The sequence below is a fragment of the Nostoc sp. genome, from assembly GCF_036917775.1.
GTDB lineage: Bacteria > Cyanobacteriota > Cyanobacteriia > Cyanobacteriales > Nostocaceae > Nostoc.
Genome location: NZ_JBALEQ010000134.1, coordinates 1 through 13,070, shown reverse-complemented (window position 1 = coordinate 13,070; position 13,070 = coordinate 1). Strand labels below are relative to the sequence as shown.

The following is a 13,070-nucleotide window of genomic DNA, read 5'->3' as shown; positions in this document are numbered from 1 at the left end:
TAAAGAAATTATAAAATTTGTTAATTCAACGATCAAAATCTAAATTTGATTATTGAATTAAAAATATTATTTTTCATAGGTTAATTAAGCCTTTTGGTTTATAACTTAGGCTTTAATCAAGTATTAAGGTAAGAGCGGAATTGCAAAAAAAATGCAACCTAAATAGACAGTAAAACTCCCTGCTGCTATGGGCAGGAGCTTTCTGACACTAGTAAGCTCTAGAATTACAGAGCGAATTTATCAGGTGAAAAATACCCAAATTAAGTGAGAAGTGAAACTTGGGTTCACAATGTATTAGCAGGATAAATAAAATATCTCTGCCTATGTACTTTATCTGTGTTTCTTTGCTTAAGTCACATCTTTTGTTTAACTGCTTGTTTAATTGATTGCACCATCATAAAAATCTCGAAAAAAAGCTAAATAAAAAGTTTGATGTCAAAACCTGCCCCTAATGTGGGTAAATTAGTTGAATTTCGCCCTTAGTAAGGCAAGCAATATTTGATACTTTCAGTTTTAGTGCCATTTGCTACCCTAGTATGGGAATTTTAAACTATTTCTTAAGGATTAATCTTAAAGACTTAAGGATTAATCTTAAAGACCAAAATACGATGTCTAGGACGGGCGCAGATGCAGCACATCCTACCAGAGTTAGATAATGTGGGTCTAAAAGCATCCTCATCACTGCGTATAGCTCACAGACTTGGACAATTTGCTGGCGGTAATATGAAACAAAATGCAAGAATATATAAAGCTATTTATGAAAATACACTTACCCAGTGCCGCTACGCCCAAGTCTAGAGTCTAAAGTCTCAAGTTAAAAACACCTATGTCTTCAAATCCCCAGTACCTAAGCGGTAACGAAATTCGCAACACATTCCTCAACTTCTTTGCCCAACGGAGTCACCAAATCCTCCCAAGTGCCTCTCTCGTGCCAGAAGATCCAACCGTACTGCTGACGATCGCGGGGATGCTACCATTTAAGCCGATATTCTTGGGGCAGAGGACACCAGAATTTAAGCGGGCTACAACTTCACAAAAGTGTATCCGTACCAACGACATCGAAAATGTCGGACGCACTAAACGGCATCACACCTTTTTTGAGATGCTCGGTAATTTTAGCTTTGGGGATTATTTTAAAGAACAAGCGATCGCTTGGGGCTGGGAAATTTCTACACAAGTCTTTGGCTTTTCTCCCCAAAATCTGGTTGTCAGCGTTTTTGAAGAAGATGATGAAGCCTTTGCTATCTGGCGTGATCAAATCGGTGTACCGGTAGCCAGAATTAAACGTTTGGGCGAAGATGATAACTTTTGGGTATCTGGCCCGACTGGCCCTTGTGGCCCTTGTTCAGAAATATATTACGACTTCCACCCAGAACGCGGTGACGAAAATATAGATTTAGAAGACGATTCCCGGTTCATCGAGTTTTACAACCTCGTCTTCATGCAATATAACCGGGATGCTTCCGGCAATTTAACGCCGCTGCAAAACAAGAATATCGACACCGGTATGGGTTTGGATAGAATGGCGCAAATTCTCCAAAAAGTGCCCAATAACTACGAAACTGACCTGATTTTTCCAATTATCCAAACAGCAGGGCAAATTGCTGGTGTTGATTACCACAGCAGTGATGAAAAAACTAAAACTTCCCTAAAAGTCATTGGCGATCATATTCGCGCTGTTATCCACATGATCGCTGATGAAATTCGCGCTTCCAATGTGGGAAGGGGTTATGTACTGCGGCGATTGATTCGGCGGGTGGTGCGTCATGGGCGATTAATTGGGATTTCTGGTGAATTTACTACCCAAGTTGCCGAAACTGCGATCGCTCTTTCGGAATCAGCTTACCCCAATGTGCGTCAACGGGAAGCAGCAATAAAAGCTGAGTTGCAACGGGAAGAATCCAATTTCCTCAGAACTCTGGATAGAGGCGAAAAGCTTCTAGAAGAAATCATCCAAGAGGTGAAACAGCGAGGAAACACTCAAATTAGTGGTGAAAGTGCATTTACCCTTTATGACACCTACGGATTTCCCCTTGAACTTACTCAAGAAGTTGCTGAAGAAAATAATCTCACAGTTGATGCTGAGGGATTTGAGGCACAAATGGAAATTCAAAAAGGACGTGGTAGAGATGCACATGAAACCATCGATTTAACTGTCCAAGGTTCCCTCGACAAATTAGCAGAACACATCCAAGTCACCGAGTTTTTAGGCTACACTCAATCGGCGACGACGGCAATAATCGAAGCGATTTTGCTAGAAGGTGTTTCTCAAGAAGAAGTAGAAGCGGGGACACAAGTACAAATAGTCCTCGATAAAACGCCATTTTATGCCGAATCTGGGGGACAAATTGGCGATCGCGGTTATATCTCTGGTGATGGTATTGTTGTTCGCGTAGAAGACGTTAAAAAAGAATCTGATTTCTTTGTTCACTTCGGACGCATCGAACGCGGTACACTGCGCGTAGGCGATCGCGTCACCGCCCAAATTGATCCGGCTTGTCGCCGTCGCGCCCAAGCTAACCATACCGCAACGCACCTATTGCAAGCGGCATTGAAGAAAATTGTTGATGAGGGCATATCTCAAGCAGGTTCCCTAGTTTCCTTTGATAGATTGCGCTTTGACTTCAACTGTCCCCGCGCGTTGACAGCAGAGGAAGTTCAACAAGTTGAGGAACAGGTGAACAATTGGATTGCTGAGGCTCATGCTGCAAAGGTGGAAGTATTACCTTTAGCCGAGGCGAAAGCTAAGGGTGCTGTTGCCATGTTCGGCGAGAAATACGGTGATGAAGTGCGAGTGATTGACTTCCCTAGTGTATCAATGGAACTCTGCGGTGGCACTCATGTCAGCAATACTGCTGAAATTGGCGTGTTTAAGATTATCTCGGAAGCTGGCGTGGCTTCTGGGGTACGACGTATTGAAGCCGTTTCGGGGCCAGCAATCCTAGATTATCTGAATCTGCGGGATAAAGTAGTTAAAGATTTGAGCGATCGCTTTAAAGTGAAACCCGAAGAATTACCAGACAGAATTACAAGTCTGCAAAGCGAACTCAGAAATAGTCAGAAGGAATTGGAAACCTTAAAGGTACAATTAGCGATCGCTAAATCAGACAGTTTGCTACAAACAGCAGAAACCGTAGGCGGCCATAAAATTATTGTCGCCCAATTAGAAAATGTCGATCCAGAATCATTGAAAACCGCAGCCGAACGCCTGTTACAAAAAATCGGTAACGGTGCAGTGGTACTAGGTTCTGTTCCCGAAGCCGATAAAGTCAGCATCGTTGCAGCTTTTAGTCCAGAAGTTAACAAAAAAGGTTTACAAGCTGGTAAATTTGTCGGTGCGATCGCTAAAATTTGCGGCGGCGGCGGCGGCGGAAGACCGAATTTAGCCCAAGCTGGCGGACGCGATGCGAGTAAATTACCAGATGCGTTGGGACAAGCGGAAAGTGATTTAAAGTCCGCATTGGCTTAACCCATATCTGACAATCCCCAGTTCGTTGCTATTAGCTTTGGAGTTAATATAGCAATACTAAATCATTCGTGAAAAATTAGATCCCCGACTTCTTTGAGAAGTCGGGGATCTGGACATCAATCTTTAAGCGGACATAATAAAACTGATAATTAATGACTATTAGCTAGAAGTTTTTGGTAGCGCGGCGGTAATTTGCCGGATCATCATGACTTTCCAATAGGGTATGGGAGCAAGCAATACAGTCCCAGTTCCCTCAAAAGTATTGACGAGAAATTCACCAGAAGTCATCGAACCTAAAAGAGATTTGGTAGCTTTTTCAACGCGATAATTTAAGGTATTTGTGCGAGCGATCGCAAAATTTCCATCAACAACTAATCGGTCATTTTGTAAATTTATTACTTCTACAGGGCCTTGTGCTACCATTACCACTTTACCCCTACCTTTGACTTTTGTTTGAAACAAACCCTCGCCACCAATTAAGCCTGATACAAATTTGTTTCGTTCAATTCCTACTTCTATACTGCCATCGCTAGCCCAATAAGCGCCAGTATCTAAAATCCATTCACTACCGTCTAATTCTAGAATGTGATATCCCGCTAAAGACGGCTCTAAATATAATTCACCCGTACCTGTATATGTAGGACGGAAAATGTTTTCTCCCGTAGCTAAGGATTTTAAAAACCCGCCTGCTGAAGGGGCTTTAGATTGCATCTGAACGTTGCCACGAATATAGTACATAGCACCAGATTCAGTCCGTACTGTTTCATTTTGCAAAGTGACCTTGACTAAACGTAAGCTTTCTTTTTCGATTATTTCAAAATGTGCCATAACTTTCCTATTGTTTTTTGCACAAATATGTACTTGGCTGTTAGCCAGAATTCATATACATTTTTGGCATCTATTTTTACAAATGGCAAGTAGAGACTTCCAGTTAAAAAAATATCCCGTCATAAGGACTTGCGCCCCTACAAATCTATAAATCATTTGGGATAATTTATTTTTTGCAAGTCCCTTAGATAAATTTAATTACTGTTTAATTGAATGCGAGATAAATTAGTTTAATAGAAAGACCTCTCCCTGGTTTTACTATATTCAACTCTGTCCCTCTCCGATTCAGAGAGGGACAGAGTTGAACGAAAATTTAAGCTAGGGAAAGGAATCTTTAACTCGATACAGTTCAGTTAAGTATTTCTTTATTCTCTCTGTGCCCTCTGCGTCTCTGTGGTTCGTAAAAAATTAACTTTGACAAAGAGTTTTAGCCTTAACTGAACCGTATTTATCTTTAACTGACATTAATTTAGAGTGAATATTTATAATTTAAAAAAATAGTTGATGAATATTCACTCCCAAGTTTTAGCTCCAGATTTATGTTTATTGCTAACTTCTAAGGGAAGGAAAATCGTCAAAACTTCACCATAATGTGGACGCTGACGCACAATCAATTTACCGCCGATCGCCTGAAATAAATGCTTGGTTGCAGCAATATTCAAACTAATCGTACCCGTTTCTGGTTGGAACATCAGCAATTGACCAAGAGCCTTGCGAATTGGTGGCGTTGCAGGTGTGGCGGATTTACTGGAATCTTTGCACCCAAATTGGGGCGATAATTGTAACTTCAGTTGATCTCCAGCCGGAATAACTTGCACTTGAATATGGCTACCAGAAGGTAAGCTGCGAGTGAAATTCTCTATCAAACCGGTGAGTACCTGATCGAGCATCATGGGATTACTTACCACAGTTGGTAGTTGCTGGGGTAAAACAACATTTAAAGTTAAGTTCCGGCGATGCGCTGCTTGTTCCCACCGAGGAATGCTCTGCTGCAACACTTGATCTAAAGACATCGGTGTGAGTTGAGTTTTGGAACATTTTGTAGAAGCAGTAGTTTCTAATTCTGCTGCCTTAAACAACAACTCCATGCGATCAATTTGCTCAGTACACTCGTGATCGATAATTTTTAAGCGATTGATCACACTAGCATCTAAATCTCGCCGCTTCAGCAGCAGACGAGTCATGGTGCGAATAGTTGTTAAAGGGGTGCGGACTTCGTGAGCGAAGGCTTGGAGCAGTTCGACATCAGGATTTGGGGATTGGGGATTGGGCATCCCTTCGACTTCGCTCAGGGCAAGTGGGAATTGGGAATTGGGAATTGGGAATTGGGAATTGGTATTTTTCCCCCTGCTCCCTGCTCCACTTCGGCTACGCTCAGTGACCACCTGTTCCCCTGCTTCTTCCCCAGTCTCTTCTGCTTCTGTTAATTCCTGAAGCAGCAACTGACTAAACTGAATCATGATGCGGCAATCTGGTGCTACCGGAGAATATTGTTGTACTAATACATCCAGGCGAGCAAAAAATTCTGGATTAGCCAGCATTACTCTCGCACCTAGCGATCGCCAAGCTTGCTCTACTACTTCCGGCTCAAAAGAAAATGAAAAGGTTTTTTTACCGTTTTTGTGGGTTGCTAAAACCAGTACTAATCTAAATTTATCTGTAAAAACTAAGCAAAACTGCTCTGTCCCCAGAGGATCGGCAGGTAATAAGGGAAGTACCGATTCATGAGGAGCGATTTCTTCATCTATAGGTGCAATCGCATCTGGCATCTGAAATGGCATCAGTGCCAAGGGATTAAACGGTTTTGCTGTGAAAGTTACTGTTTGTAAGTTTTGAGTCAGTTTTGGCTGACTGAATAAGGGTGCAGGTGCAGCTAAAACTAATCCTTGGGTTGTGTCAACTGAATTAGCTGCTAAAGTATTTAATAGCAAATGTTCAGTTGCTGCGAGGCTGACACGCCACTGCCGCTCTGCTTTACCAGGTGAACATTCAGCCACACTTGATTGATTTTGGGCCAAGATTTCGCTCAAACTTGGCAATATCCATTCGTACACAGGCTTTCACCCCTTAATTCAAGAGCGACTAACAGCGTCTAAGGTAGACATTTCGCTACTACCTACGAGGTTATAACCATTTATGTACTGTTGAAAGTGGTAGAACCGAACAATTCGGGCGCAATTTCCCCTATGTAGCGATGTCTACGCCAGGCTACGTCTACGTAGTTATAGGCTGAAAAACACTCATACTTAACCTATTATGCGATCGCTGATTGATGATTATGCTAATTTCCCTGCGCGAATCGGGATTGCAATCACAAACTCTGCACCCTGTCCCGGTGATGAAATACATTCCAAAGATCCACCATGCTTTTCAGTAATTATCTGGTAGCTGATTGATAATCCCATACCAGTCCCCTTACCAACTGCTTTTGTGGTGAAAAAAGGGTCAAATAAACGCGACTGAATTTCTTGTGGAATTCCCGATCCATTATCAGCAATTCGAATCACAGCATTTTCATTTACCTGTCCCGAAGAAATACGAATCAAGGGATTTGGACACAGTTCTTTTTGGAAACACTCTTCCAAAGCATCGATTGCATTTGCCAAAAGGTTCATAAATACCTGATTCATTTGCCCTGCAAAACATTGAATTTTCGGTATTTCCCCATACTCTTTAACCACTTCAATTTGAGGGCGATTATTTTGTGCCTTGAGCCGATGTTGCAAAATTAACAGGGTACTGTCGATTCCTTCAAGCAAATCAGCCGTTTTAAACTCAGCTTCATCCAACCGAGAGAAAATTCGGAGACTGAGAACAATTTCTCGGATGCGTTTAGCCCCCATTTTCATTGAGGTTAACATCTTAGGCAAATCTTCTATTAGGTACTCAATATCATTTAGTTGGTTAGCATTTTGAATTTCTAGGTCTGGATAGGGGTAGTGTTTTTGATAAAGCTTAATTAACAGCAACATCTGTTGAGTGTAATCATCAGTGTATTCGAGGTTGCCGTAGATAAAATTAACCGGATTGTTGATTTCATGGGCAACTCCCGCAACTAGTTGACCCAGGCTTGACATTTTTTCAGATTGAATTAATTGGGTTTGGGTTTTTTGCAGGTCTTTTAGAGCTTGCTGAAGTTCCGCTTCTGCTTCTTGGCGTTCGGTAATTTCGTCTCGTAATTGTTCATTGGCGTTGACCAATTCATTTCTGGAATATTGCAGATCATCCGCCATTTTATTGAACGAGGTGGCTAACTCGCCAATCTCATCCTGGGAGCGAATACTAACTCTAGTATCTAGTTTACCTTCAGCCAGATTTACCACAGCTTGCTGGAGTTGTTTAATCGGTTTTGAGATGCTTCTAGAGAGCAGATAACCTGCTGCTAAAGCAAATACACTACATCCCAAAGTGATGAACAACGTCACAATAATATTCTTTTGGGCTGTTGCTAGTGCTGCTTTGTAAAGCGGTGTATATTCCAAAATTACTGCCCCAATTGTTTCACCGTTGTTAGTCTTAAAAGCAACAGCAATCAATTGAATCCCATTTGGGTATTCAGGACTGGACTCAACATAAGTTCTTGGTATCCCATCTTGAATAGTTTTACCAACTTCATTATTGCGATCGTGATCTAATCGCGTACCGATATCTTCTGCAACTACATCTGCCAGAATGATTTTATTACGATCTACAATTTCTAGATCGCGCTGACGTTGATTATGTAGCGATTCTACATGATCTTGTAAATGGGCTAGCATTTTCTCACGCGATCGCAGTTCGTGGTATTCAAGCTCATGGCTTACAAAATATCCCAGTAATCCAGCAACCTCTTCAGCTTCTTGTTGAGCAAGATACTTAGCCATCTTCAATTGTTGATGGGCACTAATCGCACCAACGATTACTGAGATGGTAGCCATTCCCAGAATACCCGAAATTAATTTTTGACTAATTTTCATTCCTTGCTCGAAACCTCAAGTACTTGCTACTGTTCTGATTCAGTTTTGGGAAATTTGCCCTGGTTTTAAAATTCCCAGATATGTGTCTGAAAACTACAGAATCAACAGCTATTAGCCAAATCTTTAATCTGAGTCTGTCTTGACGGCATTTTTTGAGTAGATTAGCAATAGACTATCTCAAAGGCAATTTATGACTTCTTTTGAAACTTCGGCTGAAGATTTGGTACTAGTTGCTGGTGCTACTGGTGGAGTCGGGCAACTAGTGGTAGGCAAACTCCTAGAAAAGGGTTTGAAAGTTCGCGTTCTGACACGCAATACCGCAAAAGCCGAAGAAATGTTTAACCAAAGAGTGCAAATTGCCGTTGGTGACATCCGCCAGCCAGCTACACTCCCAGCTGCAACACAAGATGTCACCCACATCATCAGTTGTACTGGAACCACCGCCTTTCCCTCTGCGCGATGGGAGTTTGACCAACCCCCGAACTTGCTTGAATGGGGAATAACTTTCCTTAACCCCAAATCTAGCGAAGCAAAAGCAAAGAATAGTCCAGCCAAGGTTGATGCCCAAGGTGTCAGCAACCTAGTTACAGCAGCACCCCAGAATTTGCAGCGATTCGTTTTCGTCTCTTCCTGTGGAATTCACCGTAAAGATCAGTTTCCTTTTAGTATTCTTAATGCTTTTGGCGTGTTGGATGCCAAACAAAAAGGTGAGGAGTCCATTATTAATTCAGGATTGCCCTACACGATTATCCGCCCAGGACGCTTGATTGACGGGCCTTATACTTCATACGACCTCAACACACTGCTAAAGGCCAAAACAGGTGGTAAATCTGGTGTGGTGATAGGCATTGGGGATACACTTTCGGGTGATACCAGTCGGATTGATGTAGCAAACGCTTGCGTGGAATGCCTTTTTCAGCCAAGTAGCTCCAAGAAAATTTTTGAAATAGTCAACCAGGGACAAAGACCACCTGTAATTGATTGGGAAACTCTTTTCTCTAAACTTAAGTAAAAAATAATAATTTTACTAAAGGAGCATAGTAGTTGTAGAGTTTGCTCTCCTCAAATGCTTGAATTATGATATCTCGTTCTTCCTTAGTGAAGGGATTAATTTCATATTCTGCCGATTCTGACTTCGGTATCTGAATATCTTTTGCCATACTTTGGAAGAGATTTGATTCAATCAGCTGACTCTTACAGCACTTCCAGCAGCTATGAGGTACATCCTAAAAGCTGAAAGCAATGATAGCAGAGGGGCAAGGAGAAAACTATATTGCATAATAGCCGGAAGCGCTGTAAGTGCCCAATCACAGCAAGCATTTATATTTGTCAAAGTACGTTTAGCTGCATTAGCACTGAGATTTGCAAGTAAATAGTCTCGAATTGCGATCGCATCATCTAAAGTTTTATTTGCTAACTTAGCAATGTAATTGTGATACTTGCGGTAGTCAACTGCATAAGTAGAAGGACTAACCTGTGGTTTTTTAAACTCAGCGTATTTTTCCCATAATTCTCCCAAGTCTAGTTGGGGGTTAAGTGAAGGGGTAATTGGGGTAATTGGGGTAACGGTGCTTAATGAAGCTGCTGGTTTGTACTTAACTAAACTGGCATCAAACTCTCCATAGTCAATATCCCTCTGGATTTTTGTCGCCAAAGCCGATGCTTGATGTCTTCCAAAAGGTGTATCATCGTGCCTTGTTGAAAGATAGAAACGCTTGGTTTTTAGCTCTCCAGTGGGCATAATAATAGGATGAGAAAAAACTAATTGGAGACTGCCGTTAGAGTTCTTAATCTGCACTGAACCCCGACGGGCAATACTTTAAGCTTTTTGAGATTCCATAAGGGTAATTAACTGGGGTAAAGACCTCTAACTTACATTTTTACCCCAGTTTTACCCCAGTTCTTTACCCAAACTACCCAAAATAACCCCAAAAATCTCTGAAGGCTTTTAAAACAAGCCTTTAACGCCCAAGAAAAAAGGGCTTGAAAACCCTGTAAAGCTTATATTTCTTAAAAGGCGGCACCCAGATTTGAACTGGGGGTGGAGGTTTTGCAGACCGGTAGCTTCACACCCTTTGGACACTCAAGCGCTCTTGTGGTCGATAATCCAGCCAAACTATCTTGACTTTGGCTATCAAACTGGCTATCATCATGGGCATAAAGGTCATTGATAGCCAAAATGAGCATAGTAAAAAGCGCTAGGGGTAATGTAGGAGTAGAGGAGTACCGAGGGAAGTTAAGGCTCCGGTTGCCCCGATTAGTTACCCAGGCAGGTCAGAACAGATATCTAAATACTGGGCTGGATGTTAATGAGATTAATCGGCGGAGGGTTGATTCAGTAGCCAACTGGATAGAGGAAGAGATAATCACTGGGCAGCTTGACCCAACCCTTGAGCGCTACAGAGAGAAACTAGATAGCTACAGAAAACCTCAGTTAACCCTAGTTAAGCCTAATACACCGCAGACAGACATCATGGGGCTATGGGAGCAATACTGTGCTTATATGAAGCCTCAGCTAGCCTCTACCACATATAGGCGAGATTATGCCAGAAAGTATACTAATCATATCAAGGGGCTACCGACTAAAGACTTGAGTCAGGCGATCGCTATCAGAGATCATCTATTAACCCAACTAACCCCGAATGCAGCTAAGAGGGTACTGACTTACCTAGCGGCTTGCTGTAAATGGGCTGTTGGCTCCGGTCTGGCAAAAGATAACCCATTTGCCGGAATGTCAGAAGACATCAAGCTACCTAAGCATGATTCAGATGCCATTGACCCTTTCAGTAGGGTAGAAATGAATATTATTATCAAAGCATTTGAGGATACCCGACCCCATTATGCGCCCTTTGTTAAGTTCATGTTCTGGACTGGCTGTAGAACTGGGGAAGCCATAGCGCTCCAATGGCAACATATTAACTCCGATTGCACTCAGATTACTTTCTCAGAATCCTATGATAGCCAGCTAAATATTAGGAAGGGTACTAAAACAGGCAAGGCTAGGAAGTTTCCATGTAATAGTAAACTTAATAATCTCTTAATGTCTATTAGACCTACCCAACCTCTACCAGATCAGTCAGTATTTACTAGCCCTACTGGGGGAATAATCAGTAATACCCGATTTTCTACTCAGGTCTGGAAAGGGGGCAGAACAAGCAACAAAAACTACAATGGGGTTATTCAGGGGTTATTAGATGAGGGTAAAATAGATCGCTATCGGTGCCCATATAATACCCGGCATACTTTCATTACCCTAATGCTGGCTGAGGGGTTAACAGTCTCTACAGTGGCAAAGTTGGTAGGAAATAGCCCAGAGATTATTCTGAAACATTATGCGGGTAATACAGTGCCCTTAACCCTGCCAGAACTCTAATGATCGGGTTAACCCCCTAAATAACCCCCGGACTATTCCAGGGGTTTTGTTGTTAGTTACTGGGATTTCAGGAAGTCTAGCCAAGTGTCCAAGGGTCTAAATAAATGCCTGGGCACTCCATAGGATAACTCTTGAGATTTTATTCTTAACCAGCTTGTCTCTCTGGTTAGCCTATCCGCCTCAGTTACCCTGGCTTCCCCTGTGTTGCGATCGATGGCAACTACAAAGTGAACTGGGAACCGATAGCGCTCCCATCGGCTTGCTATACCGCCTACCAATATGTTATGGTTCTCAAAGATGCCTAATTTGGACTTTACTTCAATGTTATAACCTTTACCTCTGTGGATAACTCTTATGTCCCTTTGGTACTTTGGGTATAAGTCTTGGGCTAGCTTAGACTGACTCCGCGATCGCCAGTTATCCGGGTCAGGCTTGTAACTTCCATAAACCGATCGGTATGTCATGTACTGGTCTAGCTGGTAAACCCGGTCTAACCCTTGAGTCTTAAGGTACTCAGCTAGGCTATATTTCCATGAGTTACCACAGGCTAGCCGAGACTCAAATGTATCGGTGAAATAATCGCTATGGCTCTTTTCCCCATTGAGGGAGATATGTGTTATACTAGTTATAGACATATTGAATCTTTTTATTGTTTTGGTTGCTCCCTTTGGTACTGGTAATACCTGGGGGAGCTTGACTACTTTGGGCTTAAATCGAAATATTTCCCAGGTTATCGGAACATTTCGATAAAGGTTTAGCCTTGGCGCGGTTAGGGTTGGATGATGCCTTGATAACCCTGCGCTGCCTTTGTTTACCCTCAAGGACTTTTATTAAGCGCCTTTGCTGTGCCAGGGTCAACTGGTCAAATATATTCCTTTGGTCAGTATTCAAATCAAACTTAATAAATACTTGGTTGCGATTAATCATTAGGTTCCTTTGTTTGATATTGGGTATTTAGGTCTGGAAAATGAGTCTCAGGTAATCCAAGCTGCTCCTCAAGGGAACCAAGGTTAATACTGACCGAGATATTAGGTTCTGGTAGAGTCTCCCTAGCCATCCGATCCTTAACTAGCTGACTAGCCCATTCCCCCATTTCCTTAAGCATCCTGGCAACTCTTAGGTTGTTATCAGCATTGAACTGGGCGGCTAGGGAATCAACAGCCTCTAGAGCGATCGCCAGTAACCTTTCTTGTCTGTCATCGGTGGTCAAACCATCTGCTGAGACATTAGTAGTTAACCTTGGGGCTACCGGGTTACTCTGGGCTATTGTTGTGCGTTGCAGGGGCTTTGAATGCTTTTTATGGCTATAAATCTGCTGAGGGGTTACAGATACTCCTAGAGTTATCAAGTAGACATCTCCGAAAACAGTTAAAGCCCTTGTGTGGCTAGGCTGTAGCCCGTAAATGCAATCATCTTAAATTAGTTACTCTGTACGATAAAACAA

At 42.3% G+C, this 13,070-nt stretch carries 11 protein-coding genes; 4 read left to right on the top strand and 7 right to left on the bottom strand.

From position 1 onward, the window contains the following. Positions 1-627 precede the first annotated feature (627 nt). Both V7K69_RS27120 and alaS read left to right on the top strand, forming a co-directional pair. The gene (locus V7K69_RS27120; protein WP_335040202.1) at positions 628-798 is read left to right on the top strand and encodes a hypothetical protein; all 171 of its coding nucleotides are present in this window, start codon (positions 628-630) and stop codon (positions 796-798) included. A 28-nt stretch (positions 799-826) separates the two neighbouring features. Next, on the top strand, positions 827-3,469 hold the full coding sequence (alaS, locus tag V7K69_RS27115; protein ID WP_335040200.1) for an alanine--tRNA ligase: 2,643 nt from the start codon (positions 827-829) through the stop codon (positions 3,467-3,469). Between the two features lie 159 nt (positions 3,470-3,628). Here the strand turns inward: alaS and V7K69_RS27110 are convergent, their stop codons facing one another. From V7K69_RS27110 to V7K69_RS27100, 3 genes are all read right to left on the bottom strand, one after another. Continuing rightward, complete coding sequence (locus V7K69_RS27110) at positions 3,629-4,297, bottom strand: AIM24 family protein (protein WP_163929386.1); 669 nt, start codon at positions 4,295-4,297, stop codon at positions 3,629-3,631. A 512-nt stretch (positions 4,298-4,809) separates the two neighbouring features. Beyond that, complete coding sequence (locus tag V7K69_RS27105) at positions 4,810-6,351, bottom strand: sensor histidine kinase (protein WP_335040195.1); 1,542 nt, start codon at positions 6,349-6,351, stop codon at positions 4,810-4,812. Positions 6,352-6,573: 222 nt separating this feature from the next. Further along, positions 6,574-8,253, bottom strand: coding sequence for an ATP-binding protein (locus V7K69_RS27100; protein WP_335040193.1), 1,680 nt, complete (start codon positions 8,251-8,253; stop codon positions 6,574-6,576). Positions 8,254-8,443: 190 nt separating this feature from the next. Between V7K69_RS27100 and V7K69_RS27095 the strand changes: the two genes are divergently transcribed. Next, positions 8,444-9,265, top strand: coding sequence for an SDR family oxidoreductase (locus V7K69_RS27095; protein WP_335040190.1), 822 nt, complete (start codon positions 8,444-8,446; stop codon positions 9,263-9,265). Here V7K69_RS27095 and V7K69_RS27090 read toward each other — a convergent pair. Together V7K69_RS27090 and V7K69_RS27085 are read right to left on the bottom strand one after the other, a co-directional pair. Then, a complete protein-coding gene (locus V7K69_RS27090) occupies positions 9,258-9,413 on the bottom strand; it encodes a hypothetical protein (RefSeq protein ID WP_335040188.1) in 156 nt (51 codons plus the stop codon). The two genes, V7K69_RS27095 and V7K69_RS27090, sit on opposite strands and share 8 nt — an antisense overlap. A 23-nt stretch (positions 9,414-9,436) precedes the next feature. Continuing rightward, a complete protein-coding gene (locus tag V7K69_RS27085) occupies positions 9,437-10,051 on the bottom strand; it encodes an Arm DNA-binding domain-containing protein (RefSeq protein WP_335040185.1) in 615 nt (204 codons plus the stop codon). 381 nt (positions 10,052-10,432) lie between these two features. On the opposite strand from V7K69_RS27085, the gene V7K69_RS27080 reads away from it, so the two are divergent. Beyond that, positions 10,433-11,626: a site-specific integrase gene (locus tag V7K69_RS27080; RefSeq protein ID WP_335040182.1), complete on the top strand. Its 1,194-nt coding sequence runs from the start codon at positions 10,433-10,435 to the stop codon at positions 11,624-11,626. A gap of 56 nt (positions 11,627-11,682) precedes the next feature. Here the strand turns inward: V7K69_RS27080 and V7K69_RS27075 are convergent, their stop codons facing one another. Both V7K69_RS27075 and V7K69_RS27070 read right to left on the bottom strand, forming a co-directional pair. Beyond that, entirely contained in the window at positions 11,683-12,261 is a 579-nt protein-coding gene (locus V7K69_RS27075) for a hypothetical protein (protein ID WP_335040180.1), read from the bottom strand. Positions 12,262-12,545: 284 nt separating this feature from the next. Next, a complete protein-coding gene (locus V7K69_RS27070) occupies positions 12,546-12,974 on the bottom strand; it encodes a hypothetical protein (protein WP_335040178.1) in 429 nt (142 codons plus the stop codon). Positions 12,975-13,070 lie beyond the last annotated feature (96 nt).

Coding starts and splice junctions, on each gene's coding strand:
- V7K69_RS27080 (WP_335040182.1), top strand. CDS start 10,433: ATGAGCATAGTAAAAAGCGCTAGGGGTAATGTAGGAGTAGAGGAGTAC.
- V7K69_RS27090 (WP_335040188.1), bottom strand. CDS start 9,413: ATGGCAAAAGATATTCAGATACCGAAGTCAGAATCGGCAGAATATGAA.
- V7K69_RS27075 (WP_335040180.1), bottom strand. CDS start 12,261: ATGTCTATAACTAGTATAACACATATCTCCCTCAATGGGGAAAAGAGC.
- V7K69_RS27100 (WP_335040193.1), bottom strand. CDS start 8,253: ATGAAAATTAGTCAAAAATTAATTTCGGGTATTCTGGGAATGGCTACC.
- V7K69_RS27110 (WP_163929386.1), bottom strand. CDS start 4,297: ATGGCACATTTTGAAATAATCGAAAAAGAAAGCTTACGTTTAGTCAAG.
- alaS (WP_335040200.1), top strand. CDS start 827: ATGTCTTCAAATCCCCAGTACCTAAGCGGTAACGAAATTCGCAACACA.
- V7K69_RS27120 (WP_335040202.1), top strand. CDS start 628: ATGCAGCACATCCTACCAGAGTTAGATAATGTGGGTCTAAAAGCATCC.
- V7K69_RS27095 (WP_335040190.1), top strand. CDS start 8,444: ATGACTTCTTTTGAAACTTCGGCTGAAGATTTGGTACTAGTTGCTGGT.